The following is a 22,427-nucleotide window of genomic DNA, read 5'->3' as shown; positions in this document are numbered from 1 at the left end:
ACTTGTGGTGCCCCGCAAAAAAACTAAAAACGAGGCATGCGCAATCTCTCGCTCAAGCAGCTTCAGGCGGTCGCCGCGGTCGCGCGGCTCGGCACCATGACGCGGGCCGCGCAGGAGCTGAACGTCACCTCCGCCGCGCTCTACGCGCGCATCCGCCAGCTCGAGGAGGAGGCCGGCCTCCTCCTGTTCGACCGCACGCCGACCGGCCTCAAGCCGACCGATGCCGGCCGCGAGATGCTGTGGGCGATCAACAGCATCAACACCGTGCTGGAGACCTGCACCGACCGGCTGCGGACGCTCAAGGGCGGCGGCGGCGGCCGAGTCGGGCTCGGCGTGGTCTCGACGGCGAAGTACTTCGCGCCGCAGGTGATCGCGGGGTTCCTGGAGAGCCACCCGAAGGTCGAGATCTCGCTCACCGTCGGCAATCGCCAAGACACGATCGAGGCGCTGCGCAACTACGACATCGATTTCGCCATCATGGGCCGCCCGCCGCGGGACTTCGCCATCGAGGCGGAGACCTTCGGGCCCCATCCCCTCGTGCTGATCGCCGCCCCCAACCACCCGATGGCCGAGCGGCGCGGACTGACACGCGCGGATTTGGCGGAGGAATCCTTCCTCGTGCGCGAGGAAGGCTCGGGCACCCGCTCCGTGTTCGAGGAGTTCATGAGCGGTGTGATGATCCGCCGGGCCAAGCTCGGGATCGATTCGGGCTCGAACGAGACGCTGAAACAGGCGGTGATGGCCGGGCTCGGCATCGCGCTCCTGTCCGGCCACTCGGTGGCGGCGGAGATCGAGAGCGGACGCCTCGTCGTCCTCGACGTGCAGGGCCTGCCGATCCGTCGGGATTGGTACGTCGTGCGCCGCGCCGACAAGGTGCTCGGCCCGGCCTCCGACGCGTTCTGGGACTATCTCGCGCATGAGGGGCGCCGCTTCCTGCCGACCATCCCCGGCGGCTTCTTCGCGGAAGGGGCGGCGCAAGCACCGGCGCCCAAGGCGGTACCGAGTCCGGCCGAGGCGGGCGAATGAGCGGAGCCGTGGAGTCGATCGTCATCGTCGGGGCGGGACAGGCCGGCTTCCAGGCCGCCGCCTCGCTGCGTGAGGCGGGATTTGCCGGCAGCCTGACCCTGATCGGCGAGGAAGCCGCGCTGCCCTACCAGCGTCCGCCGCTGTCCAAGGCCTATCTCGCCGGCAAGACCGACGCCCGCGGCCTGCTCCTGCGGCAGGAGAGCTATTTCGCCGAGCACCGCATCGACCACCGGTCCGGAACACGGGTGACGGCGATCGGCCGGGCGGAGCGCCGTGTGCAGCTCTCGGACGGCGGGCATCTCGCCTACGATCATCTCATCCTCGCAACGGGCACCCGAAACCGGGCATTGCCGGTGCCGGGGGCCGATCTCGCGGGCGTGCGTCAGCTCCGCTCCCTCGACGATGCCGATGCCCTTCGTACCGCGATCGAGGGCGTGCGCCGGATCGTGGTGGTGGGGGCCGGCTTCATCGGCCTGGAATTCGCGGCGGTCTGCGCCGCCCGAGGCCTCGCCGTCACGGTGATCGAGGCGGCCGAGCGGGTGATGGCGCGGGCGGTCGCGCCGGAGACGTCGGAGGCCTTCCGCGCTTTCCACGAGGAGGCGGGCGTCCGCTTCCTGTTCGGGGCCGGCGTCACCGCCATCGAGGGCGAAGGGGGGCGGGCCACTGCGATCCGCACGGCCGACGGGCAGAGCCTGCCCGCCGACCTCGTGCTCGTCGGCATCGGCGTGGTGCCGAACCAGGAACTCGCTGCGGAAGCCGGCCTCGCCGTCCGCGACGGCATCGAGGTCGATGCTGTCCTCGCCACCGATGATCCGGCGATCTCGGCCATCGGCGACTGCGTCCGCTTCCCCAGCCGCTTTGCGGCCGGAATGCCCGGCGGCGACCGTGTGCGGATCGAATCGGTGCAGAACGCGGTCGATCAGGGCCGCTGCCTCGCCGCGCGCCTCACCGGGCGGGCCGCCGCCTACGACGCGGTGCCGTGGTTCTGGACCGACCAGGGACCGCGCAAGCTGCAGATCGCCGGGCTTGCCGCGCCGGGCGACGCGAGCGTCCTGCGCCGCATCGGTGCCGGCTTCTCGGTGTTCCGCTTCCGCGGCGCCGCCCTCAGCGCCGTCGAATCGGTCGATCGCCCCGCCGACCACATGGCCGCCCGGCGCCTGCTCGCCTCGGGCAAGGCGCTGACGCCGGAACAGGCCGCCGACCCGAGCTTCGACCTCAAGGCCCTGGCGACGGGGTAAGGCCGTCCCTCAGCGGTCGTTCTCGGTGGTGAGCTGATCGACCCGCGTGCCCTCGTCGCCGCCCCGTTGCTGCTCGGAGAGCCGCACGCCCGGCGTCGCGCCGTTGGTGAAGACGACACCGCCCTGCATCAGGGCGCTGCGCAGGGCCTCGACCTGGCCGGAGGCGGGATCGCCGGTGCCCGCCTCGAACCCCTTCACGAAACCCTCGTCCAGCCCCGAACGACGGGCCAATTCCGTCTCCGACCAGCCGAGCAGCCCGCGGGCGCCCCGGCACTGGGCCGCATTCATCGTGTTGGGGGAGGCTCCGCTCGACACGCCTTCATCCGATCCGGTCAAACCGTTCTCCTCACCTTTCGCAACCTGCCTTCGACGTCGCCGCGCATCGACGGGCGCGGGAGCGTCAACTGGCCATCAACCGTCCGAAGGGCCGGTTCGTTTCGGCAAAGCTTGTGAGAAACGGCATTTCGCATGGTCCGGCCGGCTCGCTCGCCGAAGCGTCCTGACGCACAAGGTTTGCGGCGCCTGGAACAGGACAGGATCGCTGCCGAACCGGATCCCGGAGGGGTCTTCACCATAATTGTGCTTGAATCTGTGTCGATTCCCCCTAGCGCCCAGAACCAGATGCCAAGACCGGGTGCGCGGCCCGAACCGTTCGGAGCCTGCGCGCCGCAATGGGCGAAGAGTCGAGAGCCGTGTCCGTGCGCTGTGCGGCCAGCCGGGCTCCGGGGTGAGGCAGCCGAGCAGAAAGGGGGCTGAACGATGAACAGGATGCTGACCGCCGCGCTGGCCTGCGCGGTTGCCGCGTTCGCGGCCGCGCCGGCGATGGCGCAGATGAGCATGGGCGGTGGCAATCCGTCCGGTTTCGGTGGCGGCAAGCAGCCGGAGAAGAAGCCGCAATACGTCCCTGGCGCCAAGCCGCAGGAGAAGATGTTTCCCCTCGGCTCGATGTGGACCGCGGTCAGCATGAACGGCAAGCCGTTCACCGGCGCCGACCGTCCGAGCTTCATCATCGATGCGCAGTACCGCGCCCGCGGCTACGGTGGCTGCAACACCTTCACCGCCACCGCCTTCCCGCTGCGTGAGCAACACCTCGCCGTCGGTCCCTTGGCGCTGACCAAGAAGACCTGCGACAAGGCCCTGGCGGCTTCCGAGCAGGCCTTCCTCATCGCGCTGCGCACGGCGGGTAAGTGGGACCTCGACGGCTCGCAGCTCGTGATCCGCAGCCAGAATGGCGAGCTGCGTTTCGACCGGGCGCTGTAGGGGCTAGGTTTCCGACCATCGCGCCGGCCTCGCGAACGAGCCGGCGCGACGCCTCTCCAAGATCGCGGTTAGGACCCCGTTGACGATGATTCGCGGACGGCGGTCCGGATTCATTCTCCGTCAGGCCTCCGGGCCGTTTCCTCGCAGCCCCCGGTCGCGCTCCGCGCGACCGATCAGGCGGAGAGACGGAATGCGGATCGGCCGGGTTCACCAGCGCGTCGTCCCGAAGGTGCGGCCGGCAGGCTCCGCCGCGACGCGCTACGACTTTCTCCGTGCCCAACACGAGGGTGCCGCGGCCCTCGTCGCTCTCGCGACCAGCGCCGGCATCGCCGTTCTGATCCTTGCGGCGCCCCTGTTCGGGGTCTGAGCCGCGGCGGCGATGGTACAATGCCGTTCAAGCGGTGCATCGAGGATGACAATACTGTCGTCCGAGCGCGAGAAAAGAAAATAAAATTCTCCGCGCAAGCTCAACTGTGTGCTCCCCGTGTAAAGGCTGGTATCCGGCAGCTGTGAAGCTCGACGGAGCCTGTGAAATCGGCTACGCGTCGCCGCAGCGGCTTTTGCTTCGGCGGGAGCGGTAAGTTTCTGGTTTCGCATCGGCTTTGCCGAATGCCGGTCATCTCCTCGGACCGATGCGAAGGCCTTCTTGTGGTGGCGCGTGCTCCTGCGCCGGCCCGGTGATCGCGTCGGCACGGAAGCGCTCAGGGAGCGGACAGACGATGACAGACACCTCGACCCCGGAAGTCCGGAAGCCCGGTCACGGCCGCGTCTACGGCTCGATCACCGAGACCATCGGCAACACGCCGCTCGTGCGCCTCAACCGGCTCACCAAGGAGCGCGGCGTCGACGCCGAGATCCTGCTCAAGCTCGAATTCTTCAACCCGATCTCGTCCGTGAAGGACCGCATCGGCGTCAACATGATCGATGCGCTCGAAGCCTCCGGCCGGCTCAAGCCCGGCGGGACGCTCGTCGAGCCGACCTCGGGTAATACCGGCATCGCGCTCGCCTTCGTCGCCGCCGCCCGCGGCTACCGCCTGATCCTGGTCATGCCGGAGACGATGTCGCTGGAGCGGCGCAAGATGCTCGCCTTCCTCGGCGCGCAGCTCGAGCTGACCCCCGGCCCGCAAGGCATGAAGGGTGCCATCGCCCGTGCCGAGGAACTGCTGCGCGAGATCGACGGCGCGGTGATGCCGCAGCAATTCTCCAACCCGGCCAACCCCGAGATCCACCGCAAGACGACCGCCGAAGAAATCTGGAACGACACGCAAGGCCATCTCGATGCCTTCGTGGCAGGTGTCGGCACCGGCGGCACGGTGACCGGCGTCGGTGAAGTGCTCAAGCCCCGTCTGCCCGGCCTCAAGGTGTTCGCTGTGGAGCCGGTGGACAGCCCCGTCATCTCCGGCGGTCAGCCCGGCCCGCACAAGATCCAGGGCATCGGCGCCGGCTTCATCCCCGACAACCTGCACACCGATATCCTCGACGGCGTGCTCAAGGTGTCGAACCAGCAGGCGATCGACACCGCCCGCGACCTCGCCAAGTTCGAGGGCATTCCCGGCGGCATCTCGACCGGCGGCAACGTCGCCGCGGCGCTGGAGCTGGCGGGCCGCCCCGAGTTCCAGGGCAAGCGCATCGTCACCGTCGCCTGCTCGTTCGCCGAGCGCTACATCTCCTCGGTGCTGTTCGAGGGCATCGGCTAACGCCCGCAGGGTGCGGGTCCGCGAGGGGCCCGCACCGCAACTCCTCCCGTCCCGGATTGTTGTCCCGGTCAGACCTGGAGGATGATGATGACGGAGACGTCTCCCAACCGGCCGTCGCCCAGGGCGGCCGATGCGGACCCCAACGGCCAGGAGTTCGGCACGGATCGCCCCGCCGCCGCACGGGACGCGGTAGCGCGGACCGAAGCCGAGACGCGCTTGGATGATCTGCGCCGGATGTCCGATCCGTCTTCCCGGACCCAGCCCGACGCGACGGCGCAGGAGGCGATCGAGCGCGCCACCGCCGCCGTCGGCCAGGAAGAGCCGCCGCGCCACGGCGCGTGTGATGGAGGCCGCGATGGGAAATGAGAACCGACCCGAAGAGGATCTGAGCAACACCGGCACCCGCAAGCCCGACGAGGCCGTCGGTTCGCCCGGCCCCCATCCGGCCGGCGGCGGCCATCAGACGCCCGAGCAGGCGGCGATCACCGGCCAGGGCTCCGGCGGGCGATCCGATGCGGAGCGGCGCGGCGAGTGGGGCGGGGGCAGTCAGGGAAGCGACGCGGAGGGACGGACCCCGCCCGCGCTCGGCGGCTCGTCCGGTGGCCATTCCGACCGCAAGGCCTCGGCCGGTCCGCGCGAGGGGGAGCCGGTCGCGGGCGAGCCCGATCGGGCCAAGCGATCCTGAGCGGCCCCGATACGATTCCGGATTCCTGAGGGAGCGTCACGATGAACGGGCAGGATGGCGACGATCGCGAAAAGGATCGGGAGCGCCGGGACGGGGACAAACCCGCCAACAGCGCCCCCGACGCGGTCAAGGACCCGAACGAGAAGACCGACGGCAAGCCGGGCGTGCCGTCGCAGGGCGACGAGACCGATCCGGGCGCCGGCTGAACCGGTACTTGATCCGGTCCCGTCCGCGCCTTAGGCCGCCTGTCTCGGCGCCTCGTCCAGAAGCTCGTCTGCCGGGCCGAAGAACTCGAAGCGGACCCGCTCTGCCGGCACGCCGGCACGGGTGAGGCCGTTCGACAGGGCGGCCAGGAAGGGCTTGGGACCGCACAGATAATAGGTCGCTCGATCCGAAGGCGTGTTCGCCGCGAGCCACTCTGCCGTCACCAACCCCGCCTCGTCGTAATGCTCGCCGGACCGGTCCTGCGCCTCCGGCTCGGCGTAGAAGGTACGGGCGGACAGGTTCTCGCGATTGGCGACGAGGCTGCGCACGTGTTCGCGCATGGCGTGGACCCGTCCGTTCATGGCGCCGTGGACGAACCAGGCCGGACGCTCGGGCGCCTCCTGCACGAGGCTCTCCAGCATGCTGACCATCGGGGTCAGGCCGACGCCGCCGCTGACGAGGACCACCGGCTCGGCGCTCGAGCGATCGAGGAAGAAGTCGCCCGCGGGGGCGGCGACCTTCAGCACGGTTCCGGGCCGGGCCTCCGCGTGCAGCCAGTTCGAGACCAAGCCGTCCGGCCGGTCCGCCGCGACCTCGCGCTTCACACTGATGCGGTAGGCACGGTCGTTCGGGGCGCAGGAGATCGAGTAGTTCCGCTTCAGCACACCCCGGCCCGGCAGCTCGACGAGGAAGCCGAGATACTGTCCCGGCTCGTGTCGCAGCACCGGACCGCCGTCACTGGGCACCAGCACGAAGGAGCGGATCGTCTCGCTTTCCGGGGTGACGCTCTCGACCACGAAATCGCGCCATCCGTTCCAGCCGCCGGACTTGGACGCCTGATCCCGGTAGATCGTCGCTTCGCGGCCGATCAGCAGTTCCGCCAGGAACCAGTACGCCTCGCCCCACGCCGTGAGGATCTCGGGCGTTGCCGCCTCGCCGAGCACGTCACTGATCGCCGCGAGCAGGGCGTCGGCAACGTGAGGATAATGCTCCGGCAGGATGTTGAGCGCGACATGCTTTTGAGCGATGCGCTCAATGGCTCCCGTCAACACGCCGAGATTGTCGATATTGCGGGCATAGGCCAGAACAGCGAGAGCGAGCGCCTTCGGTTGCGAACCGGTCTCGCCGTGATGCGACTGATTGAAGAGGTCGCGGATCTCGGGATTCTCGAACAGGCGCTCGTACATGCGCCGCGTGATGGCGAGTCCGTGGGTCTCGAGGGCCGGAACGGTGGCTTTGACGAGGGCGACGGTCTGGGGGGAGAGCGGTGCGGGCATGGGCGAATCCAAAGATCCATTCGAAATGAACCTTTTGCCGCACAGCTTAAAAAGATGCAACTGAAATGTACCTTAAAAACCGGTCGGATCCGTCATGCGCCTGACCCGCTATACGGACTACGCGCTCCGCACCCTCATCTATGTCGGCTTGCGTGAGCCGCGGCAGAGTTCGATCGCCGAGGTCGCGCGGGCCTACGGGATCTCGGAGAGCCATCTCACGAAGGTGGTGCATCAGCTCGGCCGGCTCGGGCTGATCCAGACGATCCGGGGGCGGGGCGGCGGCCTGCGCCTCGGCAAGCCACCGGCCGAGATCGTGGTCGGCGCCGTGGTCCGGGCGACCGAGGACGACCTCGCCCTGGTCGAGTGCTTCTCTGGCGGTTCCTGCGCGATCACCGCACCTTGTCGTCTGCGGCGGGCCCTGGGCGAGGCGCTCGCGGCGTTCCTGGCGGTCCTCGACCGCTACACCTTGGCCGACCTTCTCGGCGGGGCGGAAGGCGACGAGGTCGCGCGGCTGCTCGGTCTGTTCCCGCCGGCTCCCGCGGCGGGAATTCCCGAGCCCGAGGGCGCTTGACTCGACTAGGCTGCCGCCGCCTCGACCCGATTCCGGCCGAAGGATTTGGCGCGGTAGAGAGCGGTGTCGGCGCGCTTGAGCAGGTCGGCCGGGCCGGTATCGGTCGCGCGCCGCACGGAGACGCCGACCGAGACGGTCACGCCGATGTCGCGCGTGCCGCCGTCGATGGCGAAGGGCGTCGCCTCGATCCGCTCGCGGATGCGCTCGGCGATGGCGCGGGCGTCGGGCAATTCGGCCCCCGGCACCACCATCACGATCTCCTCGCCGCCGTAGCGGGCGAGGATGTCCATCGGCCGCACGTACTGGCGGATGCGCTCGGCGAAGGCGCGCAGCACCTCGTCACCGGCCTCGTGACCGTAGGTGTCGTTGATGAGCTTGAAGCGGTCGATGTCGAGAAGCAGGCAGGCGAGGCCCTTCTGCTGCAGGGCCGCCTCACCGAAGACCGGGCCGAGATGCCGGTCGAGGTAGCGCCGATTGTGCAGCCCGGTCAGGTCGTCTGTGATCGCGAGTTCCATCGAGGCCTGGAGGGCGCCGCGCAGAGTCTCCGAGAAGCGCCGCCGCCGCACTTGGGTTCGCACCCGCGCGACCAACTCGTTGCGATCGACCGGGCGCAGCAGGTAGTCGTTGACGCCGAAATCGAGGCCGCGGGTGATGCGGGCCTTCTCGTGCATCTCGCCGATCATGATCAGCGCCATGTTGCGGGTCCGCTCCAGCGAGCGGAGCTGGCTGCACAGGCGCAGGCCGTCGAACCCTTCGAGGTCGAGGCTCACCAGGGCGAGGTCGAACTGCTCCTCGGGCGCTCGCACCAGGGCGCGGTGGGGATCGGTCTCAACGGTGACCTGATGATACTGGGAGAGCGCCGTGCCGATGCGGTCGATCGCGCTCGGCCGGTCCTCCACGAGGAGGATGCGCGCACCTTCACCCGTATCGGCCGCGGCCAGAACCAGGGGATCGGGACCACCGATCTCGCGCGTGGCGAGGGCGCGGGAGCGCAGCTCGTCGGTCACTGCCTTCAGCCGCACGAGGCTGCGCACCCGCGTCATCAGCGCAGTGTCGTCGATCGGCTTGGTCAGGAAGTCGTCGGCGCCGGCGTCGAGACCCCGCAGCCGGTCGGCGGGCTGGTCGAGGGCGGTGACGATCACCACCGGCAGGTGAGCGGTGGCGGGGTTGGACTTGAGCCGGCGGCAGACCTCGAACCCGTCCATGCCCGGCATCATCACGTCGAGCAGCACGACGTCGCAGGCGCCCTTCTCGCAGATCGCCAGGGCGTCGGGCCCGTTCATCGCCACGACCACGTCGAAATACTCGAGCGACAGTTTCGTCTCGAGCAGCCGGACGTTGGGGTAGAGATCATCCACGATCAGAACGCGAGCGGACATCGTTCCTCCGATGCGCGGCCGTCACGACCGCGACGGTACTCAGTCCGAGGATGTCTCAGGGAGTGCCGTCATCGCCAATGTAGCGACGGACCGTTGCCAAAAACTTGGCAACCGAGATCGGCTTGGACAAATACGCCTCGCAGCCCCCTTCACGAATGCGTTCCTCGTCGCCTTTCATTGCAAAAGCGGTGATAGCGATCACGGGAATGTTACGAAGGTCGTCGTCGTCCTTGAGCCATTTTGTCACCTCCAGGCCCGAGACTTCGGGAAGCTGGATGTCCATCAGGATCAAGTCTGGGTGGTGCGCGCGCGCCAGTTCAATCGCCTCGATACCATTGGCGGTCTTGAGGGTCGCGTAGCCGTGCGCCTCCAGCAGATCGTTGAAGAGCTTCATGTTCAGCTCGTTGTCTTCAACGATGAGAACGGTTTTCTTCATGACCTGCTCCGGCGCGGTCGCGATGGCGTTCCACCCCGTGGCCCGGCCCTCGTACTCTCTTAAACTGCTACTCGTTGATGAAACGCAAACTTGATCATAGTGATGCCGCAAGCGAACGTCTTGCGGTCGAGGTACTGGGATGGCTCGCCGCCGACGAGGATCGGCTATTCCGATTCGTGGCCGCGAGTGGCCTCGAACCCGGAACGCTGCGCGAGAGCATGCACGATCCCAGCTTTCTCGGTGCCGTTCTCGATCATGTGATGAGCGACGAACCGTCGCTGCTGGCTTGTGCCGAGGCACTTGAAGTGCGGCCGGAGCGGATCGCCTCCGCCTGGCAGCGCCTGCAGCCGCCGCCGTTCGACGAGGGCGGCTGAGGAGCTCGATGCTCTATCCTCTCGTTTCCGCACCATCTTTTCCCGAAACCCGGTGGCCACCTTTCGGGACGATGCTCTAGCGCGCCAACTCCCGCAGCCCGAGCCGGATCAGGGTCTTGGCCTCCACCGTGTCGGCACCGTCGCCCAGGCCCTTCAGGGCGGCGGCGATGGCAGCCGAGGCCTGAACCTGGGGATAACCGAGATTGACCAGCGCCGAGATCGCATCCGCGACCGGCTGCGGTGCGGTGCGATCCTCGACGGCGCCGGTGAGTGCCACGAGCGCGGGATCGACGGGGGCGAAGGCGGGGGCCTTGTCCTTCAGCTCCGCCACGAGGCGGGCTGCCAGTCGCGGGCCGACGCCGGGGGCGCGGGCGACCGAGCCCTTGTCGCCGGTGGCGATGGCGGTCGCGAGGGCGGACGGCTCCAGCACCGACAGCACGCCGAGCGCCACGCGGGTGCCGACGCCCTGCACTGTCTGAAGCAGCCGGAACCACTCCCGCTCGGCATCGGAGCGGAAGCCGTAGAGGCGGATCATGTCCTCGCGCACATGTGTCTCGATGGCCAGATCCGTGGCCTCGCCGGGCGAAGGCAGGCGCTGCAGGGTCCGGGCGGAACAGTGGACGACGTAGCCGACGCCGTTCACGTCGAGGATCACGAAATCCTCTCCGTAGGAATCGACGATTCCCTTGAGTTTGCCGATCATGTGAGCGTGAGCTTCCCTCGGGGCCGTTGCCGCGCTTGGCCTAAGGCCATATCCGTCTTGGCGGCACAACCGACAAGGTGACCGCATGAAGCGCACGCTCGCCCTCGCCGCCCTCCTGCTGGCGGGTTTCGCCCTCGCAGGGCCCGGCGGTCTCCACGCGCAGGAGGCCGCCCCGGCCCTGACCAAGGATCCGGGTCAGGTCAAGGCCGGGCGCTACCGCCTCGATACCGCGCACGGTAAGATCACTTGGTCGATCAGCCATCTCGGCTTCTCGACCTATTACGGCCAGTTCACGGATGTGACGGGCGAGCTCGTCCTCGATCCCGCCGCGCCGGCCAAGAGCACCCTCTCGGTCAAGATCGGTACCGGCAGCGCCAACGCGCTGAACGACAAGCTCAACGCGCACCTCAAGACGCCGGACTTCCTCGATTCGGGCAAGTTTCCCGAGGCCACCTTCGTGAGCCAATCGATCGAGCCGACGGGGCCGACCACCGCGCGGGTCAACGGCACGCTCACCCTGCGCGGCGTGTCGAAGCCGGTCTCGTTCGACGCCACCTTCAACCAGGCGGGCGTCAACCCGGTCGACAAGATCTACTCCGTGGGCTTCGACGGCTGGACGGTGATCAAGCGCTCCGATTTCGGGGTGAACGCCTTCCTGCCGCTGCTCGGCGACGAGGTGGCGCTCCGGCTGGAGGGCGAGTTCAAGCTCCAGTAGACGCCGCCGGCGCGGGCCGAGGGTTTGCGGCAAGGCTTTGTTCACGGTACGTGCCGTACCGGATCGCTGCTTTGAAGGAGGCCGAGGCCATGACCACGGACATCCGCATTCTCGGCATCGATCCCGGCCTGCGCCGCACCGGCTGGGGGCTGATCACGGCGCGGGGCAGCAAGCTGTCCTACCTCGCCTGCGGCGTCGTCACCTCCGACGGCGACCTGCCCCTGGCCTTGCGCCTGCGTGAATTGCACGAGGGTCTCACCCGCGTCATCGCGACCCACACGCCCGATGAGGTCTCCGTCGAGGAGACCTTCGTCAACAAGGATGCGCAGGCCACGCTCAAGCTCGGCCATGCCCGCGCCGTGGCCCTGCTGGTGCCGGCCCTCGCCGGATTGCCGGTGGCGGAATACGCCGCCAACCTCGTGAAGAAGACGGTGGCCGGAAACGGCCACGCCGAGAAGGTGCAGATCCAGGCGATGGTGAAGTTCCTGCTGCCGAAGGCGGAGTTCAAGCTCGCCGACGCGGCCGACGCGCTGGCCATCGCCATCACCCATGCGAGCCACCGCGGCGCCATCGCCCTCGACCGCCGCCACGGCGTCGCCGCCGGGGGAGGGCCGGGCGCGGCCCGCATCGCCGCGGCGCTGGCGCGGCTCGACCGGTAGCACCGGCCGACACCGGGGATCATGCGGCGGTCAGACCCGGCCGACTTGCGGGCCGGACTGCCTCACGCGGCCCTGACGTTGACGAGGAAGCGGGCGACCTCCTGCCGCAACTGGTCGGCCTGAGCTGACATGTCGGAGGCGGCCTGCAGGACGTGGTCGGCGGCGAGACCGGTCCGCTCCGCGGCTTCCGCGACCTCGGCGACGTGGCCGGTCACGGCACGGGTGTCCTGCGCGGTTCGGCCGACGCGATGCACGATCTCGTTCGTGGCCGCGCCCTGCTCGCCGACGGCACCGGTGATCGAGACGGCCACGGTATCGATCTCGCCGATCCGCGTCGTGATGCCGCCGATCGCCGAAACGGCTTGGCCGGTGACGCCCTGGATCCGCGTGATCTGCGACGTGATCTCGTCCGTCACCCGCGTGGTCTGGGTGGCGAGCGCCTTCACCTCGGAAGCCACCACCGCGAAGCCCCGTCCGGCCTCGCCGGCGCGGGCCGCCTCGATGGTCGCGTTCAGCGCCAGGAGGTTGGTCTGGCTGGCGATGTTGGAGATCAGAGCGACCATCTCGCCGATCTGCGCCGTGGCGGCGCTCAGTTCCCGCACCACGCCGGCCGTCCGGTCGGCATCCGACACCGCCCCGCGCGCGAGGTCCGCCGATGCCTGCATCTGGCGGCCGATCTCGACGACCGAGTTCCCGAGCTGCTCGGTCGCCGCCGCCACCGCATCGACGTTCGAGGCGGCCGCGCCGGCTGCGGCGGACATCCGGGTGGTCCGCTCGGCCGTGCGCTGCGCGGTGACGCTCATCGTCTGCGCGGTCTCGCGGAGCTGAGCGGCGGAGGTTCCGACCGTGCCGACGATCCGGACGACCGACGCCTCGAAACCGTCGGCGAGGCTGCGCACCATCGCCCGGCGCTCGGCGGCCGCGCCGGCCTGGGCGGTCTCGGCTTCGAGAGCCCGGCTATGGATGAGATTCTCCTTGAACACCCGGACGGCGGCGACCATCGCCCCGATCTCGTCGCGGCGGTCGGTGGCCGGCAGGACGACGTCGAGGTCGCCCCCCGCCAGCCGGGTGGTGTCGCGGGCTAGGACGACCAGAGGCTTCGATAGGCTCCCCGCCAGCCAGAAGGCCACGCCCGCACCCGCCCCGACGGTCGCGGCGGACAGAGCGAGCATGAGCCCGATCTTCCACGACATCGCCGCACCGGTGGCGCCGATCTGGGCCTGAGCCTCCTGGCCGGCCAGCGCCACGGCCTCGTCGAGGTCGCGGCCGATCGCGGCACTGTAGCGTGCCATGACGGCCAGGGTCGGGATCTCGCGCGCCTTGCGCAGCCCGAGAAGGATCTCCGCGCCCGCGCGCCACTGCCGGGCCTCGGCCTCGGCCGTGTTGGACAGGGTGAGCATCCGCTCCGAGAGCGCCGAGGCCTTCAAGCGGCCGAGACCCGCCTCGAGGGCGTCGGCGTTCGCGGTGAACTCGCTGCCGATCCGGCCTATATCGAGGAGATCGGTCATGGCCGTGACCCGCGCCACCAGGGCTTCGGCCCGGCGGAAGCGGTCGCGGGCGGTGCGGCTGGCCTCGCTGGCCTCCACCGCGCGCCCGGCGAGGCCCGAGAGTTCCCCGAAGGCGGAGAGGCCCGTCAGGCCCGCCATCGCCGACAGGAGCCCCCCGAGCAGCATGAAGCCGAGGAGCGGCAACAGGATCTTATGGCGAATCGACATCGCGGGGTCGTCTCGTCGTTCGTCTGAATGGGGATGCGGGGGCGGCGGAGGCCGGTCAGTTCGGCAGGTTCGGCAGAGCCGTCTCGGTCTGATCCGCCGTGAGGGAGCGCAGGAAGGCGATCACGTCCGCGCGCTCGCTCGGCGTGAGGTCGACCGGCTTCATCAGCGGCGACTTCGAGGGACGCGGGACGCCGCCGGATTCGTAGTGCGCCATGATCGCGTCGAGGTCGGCGAATTGGCCGGCATGCCCGAACGGTGCCCGGTAGCTCAGGTTGCGCAGGCCCGGAGTCTTGAAGGCGTGCTTGGCGTAGCGGTCATCCGGGTCGAAGGCGGCACGGCCGATATCCTTGGTCTCGATCCCGAGGTCGTGAAACTTGTTGTCGGTGAAGTTCCAGCCGGTGTGGCAGCCGGAGCAGGCCGCCCTGCCGGTGAATAGGGCGAAGCCGCGCTTGGCCTCGCTCGACATCGCCGCCTCGTCGCCCTCGACCCAACGGTCGAACGGCGCCCAGCCGGAGACGATGGTCCGCTCGTAAGTGGCGATGGCCGTCAGGATCGTGTCCTGCGTCACGCCCTTGCCGGGGAAGAGCGCATCGAAGGAGGTCTTGTATTCGGGGATGCGCTTGAGGCGGGCGATGATCTCCGGGAACTTGCCGTCCATCTCGGCATCGGCGGTGATCGGACCCATCGCCTGCGTCTCGAGGTTCGGCGCGCGCCCGTCCCAGAACAGGGTCGGGATCCAGGCCGCGTTGAGCACCGACGGGGCCTTGCGGGCGAGAGGCTTGTTGGTGGCGCCGATCGCGCCGGGAACCGGCACCTCGAAGCCGAAGGATGGGTTGTGGCAGCTGGCGCAGCTCAGGTTCTGCTGGCCGCTCAGGCGGGGATCGAAGAATAGCATCTTGCCCATCGTCGCCAATTGGGGCGAGTAGGGCGCATCCTCCGGGAACGGGATGTGGGTCGGCCGCTTGTAGTCGGCCTTGACGGCGTCGAGGCTCTGAGCCCCCGCGGGTGCGAGAGCGAGGCAGCCGACGAAGAGCTGCATCGAAACGATGAAGCTAAACTTTGAACGCATCGGAACGACCTGAAAACGCAACTGCCGCTGTTGCGATCACTTATCAAATATAAGTCTTAAAAATTTTGCGATTGTACGACGATTGTCAATTTTCTAGTATTGATCGAATCCTAGATGCGTCACAGAAAGATGATAAATCGACGGAAGTAAGAATATAATCTGTATCTTTCCTCTCGGAGGCTCGGTCGCGCGCTCAGGGCACGTTGTGGGGTGTCCGATTTTCACGGGTGGGCGAAGGAAATCTTCCGCGCTCGACGCTTGGGAGGGGGAGACTGGCGGGCATCCCCCCATCCCCTCCGATCGACCGGTGTTCTAGCCTCTCAGGTCGAGCAGAACCTTGCCGACCGCCTCGCGACGGACGAGCACGCCGAGGGCCTCCTCGTAGGCTTCGAGCGAATAGGTGCCATGGACCTTCACGGTGAGCTTGCCCTCCGCCGCCCAGGCCAGCAGCCGAGCTTGGTTCGCCCCGTGCGCTTCCGGCTCACGCTCGACGAAGGCGCCCCAATGAACGCCCTGCACGTCGATGCCCTTGAGCATGATGACGTTGAGGGGAAATTTCGGGATCTCGCCCGCGGCGAAGCCGATCACGAGGAAGCGGCCTTTCCAACCGAGCGCGCGCATGGCCGGTTCGGCGAGATCCCCGCCGACCGCGTCGTAGACCACGTCGACCCCCCAATCGCCGGTCAGACGCCGCAATTCCTCGCGCAGATTGTTCGCCCGGTAGTCGACGAGCTCGTCGGCGCCGTGGGCCCGGGCCATCTCGAGCTTTTCCGGCGAGGAGGCGCAGGCGATGACGCGGGCGCCGAGCAGCTTTCCAAGCTCGACCGCGGCGAGCCCGACCCCACCCGAGGCGCCGAGCACGACGAGGGTCTCGCCCGGCCGGATGTCGGCGCGGTCCCGCAGCGCGTGGAGCGTGGTGCCGTAGGTGATCGAGAGCCCGGCGGCGACGGCGTTGGAGACCGCCTCCGGCACCCGCGCGAGGCGCTTCACCGGAACCGCGATGCGCTCGCGGGCGGTGCCGTGACTGAGATGGACCATTACCCGGTCGCCGACAGAAAAGCCTTCCGCGCCGGGGCCGAGGGCCTCGACCACGCCGCAGGCCTCGCCGCCCGGCGAGAACGGAAGCTCGGGCTTCACCTGATAGCGGCCGGCGATGATGAGGGTGTCGAAGAAGTTCAGCGCGGCGATCCGCACGCGCACCAGCGCTTCGCCGGGCCCCGGCACCGGATCGGGCAGATCCGCGATGCTCAGATCCTCCGGCCCGCCGAGCCGGCTGCACACCAGGGCCTTCATGTCCGGGTCGTCTCCCTTAAACCTCGTGACGAACGACGCATTCGTCGACGCTCATGCCTGCAGGCGCGGCTTGAGCGCAAGACGCTCACGCCCGCTCGTAGGTCCCCGTCAGCAGGCCCTTGGCGATCACGTTGCCCCGGAGTGCATCGAGCAGCGCGCCGCGGCCCGGCGAAGCGGGCAGTTCCGCGGGGCGGGCCAGTGCGAAGATCTGGAACAGATAGTGGTGCGGCCCATGCCCCGTCGGCGGGTCCGGCGGCAACCAGCCGTCCTTCAGGAACGAGTTGCGGCCGAGATCGTGCCGAGCGCCGTCGCCCGCCGGGCTCGCGAAGGCCCCTTCCGGAAAGCCCTGGTCTTCCGGTGTCAGGTTCCAGGCGATGAGGTGGACGAGGGGGTGAGGGGAGGGGGCGTCCGGATCCTCGACGAACAGCACCAGGGCCGCCGCATCCCTCGGCACGTCGGCGACGGCGAGCGGCGGGGAGAGCCCTTCCCCGTCCGCCGTGTAGCGGGCCGGGATCGGCGCCATGTCGGCGAAGGCTTGGCTCGTCACGCGCAAGGTCGCGGAGGCCTCCGCGGCGACCGTGTGGAACGCGGCCTTCTCCGCACCGGCCCTGACGCGGGACAGGGCTTCACCGACGGCGTGCGGCAGCTTTTCGAGCATGGGCGACGGTCTCCGCTGATCCTGCGAAAAACCCTCAACGAACGCCGCCCGGCTTCGTTCAGAGTGCCTCACGAAACGCCCGGTCGCCGATCGTTCGCGTTCTGGCGAGCACAGCGCAGCGGGCGTTGTGTGAGAGACATTCAGGCGGGGCGGTGGGCCGCGACCATGTAGTTCACCCCCGTGTCGCGGCTCGCGCGCCAGGAATCGCCCAGCGGATTGTAGACAACGCCGGTGGTGTCAGTGACGGTAAGGCCGCCCGCCGCGATGTCGGCGGCGAGTTCGGCCGGCGTCACGAACTTTTCCCAGTCGTGGGTGCCCCGCGGCAGCCAGCGCAACACGTATTCGGCGCCGACGATGGCGAGCGCGAAGGAACGCATCGTCCGGTTGAGGGTGGCGGCAAACAGCAGCCCGCCGGGCTTCACGGTGGTGCAGCAGGCGCGCAGGAAGCCGGCGCGGTCGGAGACGTGCTCGAGCACCTCCATCGCAAGCACGATGTCGAAGCGCTCGCCCCGCGCCGCCACCGCCTCGATGGTCTCGTCGCGATAGTCGATGGTCAGCCCCTCGGCCTCGGCATGGGCGCGGGCCGCCACGATGTTGCCGGTCGCCGGATCGAGGCCCGTGACCGTCGCGCCGAGCCGGGCCAGAGGCTCCGACAGCACGCCGCCGCCGCAGCCGATGTCGATGACGCTGAGCCCTTCGAGGGGGAAAGGCGCAGCCGGGTCGCGGTCGAAGACCCGGCAGGCCTCGTCGCGGATATAGCCGACCCGGACCGGATTGAACTTGTGCAGAACCGCCATCGGCCCGCGCTCATCCCACCAGCGCGCGGCCAGGGCGTCGAAGCGCGCCACTTCGTCCCGATCGATCGAGGCACCCGTCATCCGGCTCACTTTCGCATCATTTGAACCTACGGTCCGTCCGATTGACACGGCCGGGGGGCCCTTGTACCCGCCGGGCGCATTCCCGGTACAGCCGCGCCGTGTTGTTTTCCTGAAGCCGGCGCGCCGGCCTCGCGGCCGGGACCGTGGGGACAAGATGAGCAGACCGGACGCGACATGCCCCGTTTGGTGATGAAATTCGGCGGCACCTCCGTCGCCAACGTCGACCGCATCCGCAACGTGGCGCGCCACGTCGCCCGCGAGGTCGCGGCCGGCTACGAAGTCGCGGTCGTGGTCTCGGCGATGTCCGGCAAGACCAACGAGCTGGTCGGCTGGGTCAAGGACGCCGATCCGCTCTACGGTGCAGCGGAGTACGACACCGTCGTGGCGTCCGGCGAGCAGGTGACTTCGGGGTTGCTGGCGATCGCGCTCAACAAGGACGGGATCAAGGCCCGCTCCTGGCAGGGCTGGCAGATCCCGATCCACACCTCGGATGCCCACGGCTCGGCCCGGATCGAGGGCATCGACCCGAAGAACCTCGACGAGGGCTTCAAGCGCGGCGAGGTCGCCGTCATCGCCGGCTTCCAGGGCGTGAACGCCGAGACCGGCCGCATCGCGACGCTCGGACGCGGTGGCTCGGACACCTCGGCCGTGGCCATCGCCGCCGCCATCGGCGCCGAGCGCTGCGACATCTACACCGATGTCGACGGGGTCTACACCACCGATCCGCGCGTGGTGCCCAAAGCGCAGCGCATGGAGCGGGTGACCTTCGAGGAGATGCTGGAGATGGCGTCGCTCGGCGCCAAGGTGCTCCAGGTGCGCTCCGTCGAGCTCGCCATGGTGCACCGGGTGCCGACCACGGTGCGCTCCTCCTTCGATCCCCCCGATGCCGCGCGGCCGGGCACCCTCATCTGCGACGAGGACCAAATCGTGGAACAGCAGATCATCACCGGCATCGCCTTCTCGAAGGACGAGGCGCAGATCACCCTGCGCGCCGTGAAGGACAGCCCCGGCATCGCCGCGGCGATCTTCGGCCCGCTGGCGGATGCCAACATCAACGTCGACATGATCATCCAGACCGTGTCCGGCGACCAATCGACCACCGACATGACCTTCACCGTGCCGGCGGCCGAGTACGAGCGCTCCCGCGCCATCCTCGACGCTCAACGCGACACGATCCAGTTCGGCCAGATCGAGGGCGCCACCGATGTCGTGAAGGTGTCGGCGATCGGCGTCGGCATGCGCTCGCATGCGGGCGTTGCAGCCAAGGCCTTCCGGGCGCTGGCGCAGAAGGGTATCAACATTCGCGCCATCACCACCTCCGAGATCAAGTTCTCGGTCCTGATCGACGCCGCCTACACGGAGCTTGCCGTGCGCACGCTCCACTCGCTATACGGCCTCGACCAGGCCTGACCGTTCTCGTCGGCGTCGGCCCCACGGCTCACCAGCCAGGGTTGCGCCGGCCGACCCGGATTGACGACACGATGCCCGCTGCGCCCGGAGGCCCGCGCCTGCTGCTGCGCCGGCTCCGCGAAGCCATGGCGGAGCCGGTCAGTCCGCAGCAGCGCCTCGATCGGATCGTCGTCCTCATCGCGGCGAACGTGATCGCCGAGGTGTGCTCGGTCTATGTGGTGCGCGATGACAACACTCTCGAACTGTTTGCAACCGAGGGTCTGAACCGCGACGCGGTCCACATCACCCGCATGCGCGCCGACGAGGGCCTCGTCGGCCTGATTGCCAAGACCGCCGAGCCGCTGGCGCTGTCCGACGCGCAGTCGCACCCCTCGTTCTCGTATCGGCCGGAAACGGGCGAGGAGATCTACCACGCCTTTCTCGGCGTGCCGCTCCTGCGGGCCGGGAATACGCTCGGCGTGCTGGTGGTCCAGAACAAGACCTATCGGGTCTATTCCGAGGAGGAGATCGAGGCGCTCCAGACCACCGCCATGGTGCTGGCGGAGCTGATCGCCTCCGGCGAACTCCAGGCGCTCGCCCCCGGCGCCGGCACTGCCGCGCGCCGCCCGGTGAGCCAGCGCGGCGTGGCGCTCGCCGACGGGATCGGGCTCGGCCACGTGGTGCTGCACGAGCCGCGCATCGTCGTGAAGACGCTGATCGCGGAGAACGTCGAGCGCGAGATGGAGCGGCTGGAATCGGCGATCGAGGACGTGCGCTCGGCCATCGACGAATTGGTCGAGCGCGGCGACGGCCTCAGTTCGGGCGAGTCCCGCGAGATCCTCGAGACCGTCCGCATGTTCGCCCACGACAAGGGCTGGCTGCGGCGGATGCGCGAGGCGGTGCAGTCGGGCCTGACGGCGGAGGCCGCGGTCGAGCGGGTGCAGTCGGACAACCGCGCCCGGATGCTGCGCCAGAGCGACCCTTACCTGCGCGACCGCCTGCACGACCTCGACGACCTCGCCAACCGCCTGTTGCGCCGCCTCGTCGGCCAGGAGGGGCGGGGCGGCGACGGATTGCCGGAGAACGCGATCCTGGTCGCCCGCTCCATGGGACCGGCCGCACTCCTCGACTACGACCGGGCCCGCCTGCGTGGCGTCGTGCTGGAGGAGGGGGGGCCGACGAGCCACATCGCCATCGTCGCCCGGGCGCTCGGCATTCCGGCGGTGGGCGAGATCGCCAACGCCACCGGCCTGTGCGATTCGGGCGACGCGATCATCGTCGACGGCCTCTCCGGCGAGGTCCAGATCAGGCCGACCCCTGAGGTCGAGGCCTCCTACGCCGAGATGGTGCGCCTGCGCGCCCGGCGGCAGGAGCAGTACAGGGCTCTGCGCGACGTGCCCGCCGTCACCCGCGACGGCGTGAAGATCGGCCTGCACCTCAATGCGGGCCTGCTCGTCGATCTCACCCATCTGCACGAGACCGGGGCGGAGGGCGTCGGCCTGTTCCGCACCGAGCTGCAATTCATGATCGCCGAGCGGATGCCCTCGGCGGCCGAGCAGCAGACGCTCTACGAGGCGGTCTATTCGGCCACCGGCGACCTGCCGGTCACGATCCGCACCCTCGACATCGGCGGGGACAAGATCCTCCCCTACATGCCGGCGCTCGAGGAGGAGAACCCCGCGCTCGGCTGGCGGGCGATCCGGATCGGCCTCGACCGGCCGGCGCTGCTGCGGGTGCAGTTGCGGGCGCTTCTCAAGGCGGCGGCGGGCCGCCCGATCAAGATCATGTTCCCGATGGTCGCCACCGTCGAGGAATTCACCCGCGCCCGCGACATCGTCGAGCGCGAGAAGGCGCATTTGCGCCGTCACGGCTACCTTTTGCCCAGCGATTGCCGCCTCGGCGCGATGGTCGAGGTGCCCTCGCTGCTGTTCCAGATCGACGAGATCGCCCGCGAGGCGGATTTCCTGTCGGTCGGCTCCAACGACCTGATGCAGTTCCTGTTCGCGGTCGATCGCGAGAACCGGCGCGTGGCCAACCGCTTCGATCCCCTGTGTGGGGCGGCGATGCGTGCCTTCCGCCTGATCGCCGAGCGTGCGACCGCCCAAGGCTGCCCCGCCACCGTCTGCGGCGAGATCGGCGGGCGCCCGCTTGAGGCGCTGGCGCTGATCGGCCTCGGCTTCCGCGAGTTCTCGATGTCGCCGGCCGCGATCGGCCCGGTCAAGGCGATGGTCCTCTCCGCCCATGCCGGCGAGGTCGCGCAGCTGATCGAGTCCGAACTGACCCGCGTGACCGACGGCGCCTCGGTCCGGCCCGCGCTCACGGCCTATGCGAAGGCGAACGGCGTGCCGATCTAGCGTCGGAGGATTGTTTGGACTGGCGTCTGCACTGGCTTGAAGCCGAGGGCGACCTTGCGGCTTGGCGTGATCGGATCGGCCTGGAAATCGAGGCGGCCCGTCAGGCCGTCGCCGGCATCCTGCCGCCGTTTCAGCTGGACATCCTCGTCGAGCGCGTGACCGGCGCGGTCATTCCGGAAGTCGGGACGACCGGCCGCGCCTACCGTCCGGGCCTGTGCTCGCTCACGGTCGATCCGCTCAATCCGAACTTCGCCGTGAGCCTCGATCACGGCGACATCCGGCGGACGATCGCCCATGAGGTGCATCACTGCCGTCGCTTCGCTGGACCCGGATACGGTGATACGCTGGGCGAGGCGCTCGTCAGCGAGGGACTGGCTGGGCACTTCGCCGGGACGCTCTTCGACGCGTCCCCCGAACCTTGGGAATGCGCCCTGGACGACGCGGCGTTGCGCGCCCATCGCCCGAGTGCGGCGGAGTTGCGGGCGCCCAATCAGGATCACGCCGGCTGGTTCTTTGGCGCGGGCGGCCGTCATCCGCGCTGGCTCGGCTACACTCTCGGCTACCGGATCGTCGGCGACTGGCTCGCTGCCAATCCTGCGCCCGAGGGCGAGACCTGGGTGAACGTGCCGGCGGATGTCGTCCTCGCCGCCTCTCCGTGGTCCGCCGCGGCGTGAGCGGCCCGTAAACGATCCCTCAGGCCCACGGCTTATGCGGGTACGTCTTCCCTCGCGGTCGCCGCACGGGTAACGGGTGCCGGTCGGACCGCCATGAACGCTGCCGTTCCGGCGAGCCAGCCGAAGCGGCCGTGCGATCCGCCCCGTCTCTTTCCGATCCGACGCGCACCATC

Annotated in this window: 25 protein-coding genes; 15 read left to right on the top strand and 10 right to left on the bottom strand. The window is 69.0% G+C overall.

Going from position 1 to position 22,427, the window contains the following annotated elements; translation table 11 throughout:
- The first annotated feature begins 36 nt into the window (after positions 1-36).
- Entirely contained in the window at positions 37-1,026 is a 990-nt protein-coding gene (locus tag MFF24_RS14610) for a LysR family transcriptional regulator (RefSeq protein ID WP_108938933.1), read from the top strand.
- Positions 1,023-2,264 (top strand): NAD(P)/FAD-dependent oxidoreductase, encoded by a 1,242-nt coding sequence (locus tag MFF24_RS14605; protein WP_238225147.1) that lies wholly within the window; start codon positions 1,023-1,025, stop codon positions 2,262-2,264. Before MFF24_RS14610 ends, MFF24_RS14605 begins: the two co-directional genes overlap by 4 nt.
- A 9-nt stretch (positions 2,265-2,273) precedes the next feature.
- On the opposite strand, the gene MFF24_RS14600 is transcribed toward MFF24_RS14605, so the two are convergent.
- Complete coding sequence (locus MFF24_RS14600) at positions 2,274-2,552, bottom strand: helix-turn-helix domain-containing protein (RefSeq protein WP_108942796.1); 279 nt, start codon at positions 2,550-2,552, stop codon at positions 2,274-2,276.
- 471 nt (positions 2,553-3,023) lie between these two features.
- On the opposite strand from MFF24_RS14600, the gene MFF24_RS14595 reads away from it, so the two are divergent.
- The 6 genes from MFF24_RS14595 (at position 3,024) to MFF24_RS14570 (ending at position 6,112) form a co-directional block, all read left to right on the top strand.
- Positions 3,024-3,524 carry an META domain-containing protein gene (locus tag MFF24_RS14595; protein WP_108938931.1) on the top strand — a complete coding sequence of 167 codons (501 nt, stop codon included), beginning with the start codon at positions 3,024-3,026 and terminating at the stop codon, positions 3,522-3,524.
- A gap of 190 nt (positions 3,525-3,714) precedes the next feature.
- A complete protein-coding gene (locus MFF24_RS14590; RefSeq protein WP_238225145.1) occupies positions 3,715-3,891 on the top strand; it encodes a hypothetical protein in 177 nt (58 codons plus the stop codon).
- 352 nt (positions 3,892-4,243) lie between these two features.
- Positions 4,244-5,221, top strand: a complete 978-nt coding sequence (gene cysK, locus MFF24_RS14585; protein ID WP_108938930.1) for a cysteine synthase A — start codon at positions 4,244-4,246, stop codon at positions 5,219-5,221.
- Positions 5,222-5,308: 87 nt separating this feature from the next.
- Complete coding sequence (locus tag MFF24_RS14580; protein WP_238225143.1) at positions 5,309-5,587, top strand: hypothetical protein; 279 nt, start codon at positions 5,309-5,311, stop codon at positions 5,585-5,587.
- On the top strand, positions 5,577-5,906 hold the full coding sequence (locus tag MFF24_RS14575) for a hypothetical protein (protein WP_108942794.1): 330 nt from the start codon (positions 5,577-5,579) through the stop codon (positions 5,904-5,906). The genes MFF24_RS14580 and MFF24_RS14575 overlap by 11 nt, the downstream gene beginning before the upstream one ends.
- A gap of 41 nt (positions 5,907-5,947) precedes the next feature.
- Positions 5,948-6,112 (top strand): hypothetical protein, encoded by a 165-nt coding sequence (locus MFF24_RS14570; RefSeq protein ID WP_238225142.1) that lies wholly within the window; start codon positions 5,948-5,950, stop codon positions 6,110-6,112.
- Positions 6,113-6,142: 30 nt separating this feature from the next.
- Here the strand turns inward: MFF24_RS14570 and hmpA are convergent, their stop codons facing one another.
- Positions 6,143-7,387 carry an NO-inducible flavohemoprotein gene (hmpA, locus tag MFF24_RS14565; protein ID WP_238225140.1) on the bottom strand — a complete coding sequence of 415 codons (1,245 nt, stop codon included), beginning with the start codon at positions 7,385-7,387 and terminating at the stop codon, positions 6,143-6,145.
- 94 nt (positions 7,388-7,481) lie between these two features.
- On the opposite strand from hmpA, the gene MFF24_RS14560 reads away from it, so the two are divergent.
- Positions 7,482-7,958, top strand: coding sequence for an Rrf2 family transcriptional regulator (locus MFF24_RS14560; RefSeq protein ID WP_238225139.1), 477 nt, complete (start codon positions 7,482-7,484; stop codon positions 7,956-7,958).
- Positions 7,959-7,963: 5 nt separating this feature from the next.
- Here the strand turns inward: MFF24_RS14560 and MFF24_RS14555 are convergent, their stop codons facing one another.
- Both MFF24_RS14555 and MFF24_RS14550 read right to left on the bottom strand, forming a co-directional pair.
- Positions 7,964-9,337: a PleD family two-component system response regulator gene (locus tag MFF24_RS14555; protein ID WP_133089973.1), complete on the bottom strand. Its 1,374-nt coding sequence runs from the start codon at positions 9,335-9,337 to the stop codon at positions 7,964-7,966.
- Positions 9,338-9,392: 55 nt separating this feature from the next.
- The gene (locus MFF24_RS14550) at positions 9,393-9,773 is read right to left on the bottom strand and encodes a response regulator (RefSeq protein WP_108938926.1); all 381 of its coding nucleotides are present in this window, start codon (positions 9,771-9,773) and stop codon (positions 9,393-9,395) included.
- Between the two features lie 77 nt (positions 9,774-9,850).
- Between MFF24_RS14550 and MFF24_RS14545 the strand changes: the two genes are divergently transcribed.
- Entirely contained in the window at positions 9,851-10,147 is a 297-nt protein-coding gene (locus MFF24_RS14545) for a DUF3572 domain-containing protein (RefSeq protein WP_238225186.1), read from the top strand.
- A gap of 76 nt (positions 10,148-10,223) precedes the next feature.
- Here MFF24_RS14545 and ruvA read toward each other — a convergent pair whose 3' ends face one another.
- On the bottom strand, positions 10,224-10,850 hold the full coding sequence (gene ruvA / locus MFF24_RS14540) for a Holliday junction branch migration protein RuvA (RefSeq protein ID WP_108938924.1): 627 nt from the start codon (positions 10,848-10,850) through the stop codon (positions 10,224-10,226).
- An 85-nt stretch (positions 10,851-10,935) separates the two neighbouring features.
- Between ruvA and MFF24_RS14535 the strand changes: the two genes are divergently transcribed.
- Positions 10,936-11,565 carry a YceI family protein gene (locus MFF24_RS14535; protein ID WP_238225137.1) on the top strand — a complete coding sequence of 210 codons (630 nt, stop codon included), beginning with the start codon at positions 10,936-10,938 and terminating at the stop codon, positions 11,563-11,565.
- A gap of 89 nt (positions 11,566-11,654) precedes the next feature.
- Positions 11,655-12,224, top strand: coding sequence for a crossover junction endodeoxyribonuclease RuvC (gene ruvC, locus MFF24_RS14530; RefSeq protein ID WP_238225135.1), 570 nt, complete (start codon positions 11,655-11,657; stop codon positions 12,222-12,224).
- Between the two features lie 62 nt (positions 12,225-12,286).
- Here the strand turns inward: ruvC and MFF24_RS14525 are convergent, their stop codons facing one another.
- The 5 genes from MFF24_RS14525 to ubiG all read right to left on the bottom strand — a co-directional run bounded on the left by MFF24_RS14525 (position 12,287) and on the right by ubiG (position 17,846).
- On the bottom strand, positions 12,287-13,939 hold the full coding sequence (locus MFF24_RS14525; protein ID WP_238225133.1) for a methyl-accepting chemotaxis protein: 1,653 nt from the start codon (positions 13,937-13,939) through the stop codon (positions 12,287-12,289).
- A 55-nt stretch (positions 13,940-13,994) separates the two neighbouring features.
- Entirely contained in the window at positions 13,995-15,008 is a 1,014-nt protein-coding gene (locus MFF24_RS14520; RefSeq protein WP_238225132.1) for a cytochrome-c peroxidase, read from the bottom strand.
- 312 nt (positions 15,009-15,320) lie between these two features.
- Positions 15,321-16,301, bottom strand: a complete 981-nt coding sequence (locus tag MFF24_RS14515) for an NADPH:quinone oxidoreductase family protein (RefSeq protein WP_238225130.1) — start codon at positions 16,299-16,301, stop codon at positions 15,321-15,323.
- 85 nt (positions 16,302-16,386) lie between these two features.
- Complete coding sequence (locus tag MFF24_RS14510) at positions 16,387-16,959, bottom strand: YbhB/YbcL family Raf kinase inhibitor-like protein (RefSeq protein ID WP_238225128.1); 573 nt, start codon at positions 16,957-16,959, stop codon at positions 16,387-16,389.
- 140 nt (positions 16,960-17,099) lie between these two features.
- Positions 17,100-17,846 carry a bifunctional 2-polyprenyl-6-hydroxyphenol methylase/3-demethylubiquinol 3-O-methyltransferase UbiG gene (ubiG, locus tag MFF24_RS14505; RefSeq protein ID WP_238225126.1) on the bottom strand — a complete coding sequence of 249 codons (747 nt, stop codon included), beginning with the start codon at positions 17,844-17,846 and terminating at the stop codon, positions 17,100-17,102.
- Between the two features lie 165 nt (positions 17,847-18,011).
- Here ubiG and MFF24_RS14500 point away from each other — a divergent pair, with 165 nt between their 5' ends.
- From MFF24_RS14500 to MFF24_RS14490, 3 genes are all read left to right on the top strand, one after another.
- The gene (locus MFF24_RS14500; protein ID WP_108938918.1) at positions 18,012-19,247 is read left to right on the top strand and encodes an aspartate kinase; all 1,236 of its coding nucleotides are present in this window, start codon (positions 18,012-18,014) and stop codon (positions 19,245-19,247) included.
- Positions 19,248-19,318: 71 nt separating this feature from the next.
- Positions 19,319-21,580 carry a phosphoenolpyruvate--protein phosphotransferase gene (ptsP, locus tag MFF24_RS14495; RefSeq protein ID WP_133089964.1) on the top strand — a complete coding sequence of 754 codons (2,262 nt, stop codon included), beginning with the start codon at positions 19,319-19,321 and terminating at the stop codon, positions 21,578-21,580.
- 14 nt (positions 21,581-21,594) lie between these two features.
- The gene (locus tag MFF24_RS14490; RefSeq protein WP_238225124.1) at positions 21,595-22,254 is read left to right on the top strand and encodes a DUF2268 domain-containing putative Zn-dependent protease; all 660 of its coding nucleotides are present in this window, start codon (positions 21,595-21,597) and stop codon (positions 22,252-22,254) included.
- Positions 22,255-22,427 lie beyond the last annotated feature (173 nt).

It is taken from the genome of Methylorubrum aminovorans (assembly GCF_022179725.1).
Lineage (GTDB): Bacteria > Pseudomonadota > Alphaproteobacteria > Rhizobiales > Beijerinckiaceae > Methylobacterium > Methylobacterium aminovorans.
The sequence above is the reverse complement of the archived record's forward strand: the minus strand, read 5'-3'. Positions and strand labels throughout refer to the sequence as shown.

Bases quoted from the DNA above. Each gene is read 5' to 3' on its own strand.
- MFF24_RS14595 (WP_108938931.1), top strand. From the start codon at position 3,024: ATGAACAGGATGCTGACCGCCGCGCTGGCCTGCGCGGTTGCCGCGTTC.
- MFF24_RS14555 (WP_133089973.1), bottom strand. From the start codon at position 9,337: ATGTCCGCTCGCGTTCTGATCGTGGATGATCTCTACCCCAACGTCCGG.
- MFF24_RS14580 (WP_238225143.1), top strand. From the start codon at position 5,309: ATGACGGAGACGTCTCCCAACCGGCCGTCGCCCAGGGCGGCCGATGCG.
- MFF24_RS14500 (WP_108938918.1), top strand. From the start codon at position 18,012: ATGCCCCGTTTGGTGATGAAATTCGGCGGCACCTCCGTCGCCAACGTC.
- ptsP (WP_133089964.1), top strand. From the start codon at position 19,319: ATGCCCGCTGCGCCCGGAGGCCCGCGCCTGCTGCTGCGCCGGCTCCGC.
- MFF24_RS14525 (WP_238225133.1), bottom strand. From the start codon at position 13,939: ATGTCGATTCGCCATAAGATCCTGTTGCCGCTCCTCGGCTTCATGCTG.
- MFF24_RS14600 (WP_108942796.1), bottom strand. From the start codon at position 2,552: ATGAATGCGGCCCAGTGCCGGGGCGCCCGCGGGCTGCTCGGCTGGTCG.
- MFF24_RS14545 (WP_238225186.1), top strand. From the start codon at position 9,851: ATGAAACGCAAACTTGATCATAGTGATGCCGCAAGCGAACGTCTTGCG.
- MFF24_RS14610 (WP_108938933.1), top strand. From the start codon at position 37: ATGCGCAATCTCTCGCTCAAGCAGCTTCAGGCGGTCGCCGCGGTCGCG.
- MFF24_RS14575 (WP_108942794.1), top strand. From the start codon at position 5,577: ATGGGAAATGAGAACCGACCCGAAGAGGATCTGAGCAACACCGGCACC.
- MFF24_RS14510 (WP_238225128.1), bottom strand. From the start codon at position 16,959: ATGCTCGAAAAGCTGCCGCACGCCGTCGGTGAAGCCCTGTCCCGCGTC.
- cysK (WP_108938930.1), top strand. From the start codon at position 4,244: ATGACAGACACCTCGACCCCGGAAGTCCGGAAGCCCGGTCACGGCCGC.
- MFF24_RS14520 (WP_238225132.1), bottom strand. From the start codon at position 15,008: ATGCGTTCAAAGTTTAGCTTCATCGTTTCGATGCAGCTCTTCGTCGGC.
- MFF24_RS14570 (WP_238225142.1), top strand. From the start codon at position 5,948: ATGAACGGGCAGGATGGCGACGATCGCGAAAAGGATCGGGAGCGCCGG.
- ruvC (WP_238225135.1), top strand. From the start codon at position 11,655: ATGACCACGGACATCCGCATTCTCGGCATCGATCCCGGCCTGCGCCGC.
- MFF24_RS14560 (WP_238225139.1), top strand. From the start codon at position 7,482: ATGCGCCTGACCCGCTATACGGACTACGCGCTCCGCACCCTCATCTAT.
- MFF24_RS14535 (WP_238225137.1), top strand. From the start codon at position 10,936: ATGAAGCGCACGCTCGCCCTCGCCGCCCTCCTGCTGGCGGGTTTCGCC.
- ruvA (WP_108938924.1), bottom strand. From the start codon at position 10,850: ATGATCGGCAAACTCAAGGGAATCGTCGATTCCTACGGAGAGGATTTC.
- MFF24_RS14550 (WP_108938926.1), bottom strand. From the start codon at position 9,773: ATGAAGAAAACCGTTCTCATCGTTGAAGACAACGAGCTGAACATGAAG.
- MFF24_RS14590 (WP_238225145.1), top strand. From the start codon at position 3,715: ATGCGGATCGGCCGGGTTCACCAGCGCGTCGTCCCGAAGGTGCGGCCG.
- hmpA (WP_238225140.1), bottom strand. From the start codon at position 7,387: ATGCCCGCACCGCTCTCCCCCCAGACCGTCGCCCTCGTCAAAGCCACC.
- MFF24_RS14515 (WP_238225130.1), bottom strand. From the start codon at position 16,301: ATGAAGGCCCTGGTGTGCAGCCGGCTCGGCGGGCCGGAGGATCTGAGC.
- MFF24_RS14605 (WP_238225147.1), top strand. From the start codon at position 1,023: ATGAGCGGAGCCGTGGAGTCGATCGTCATCGTCGGGGCGGGACAGGCC.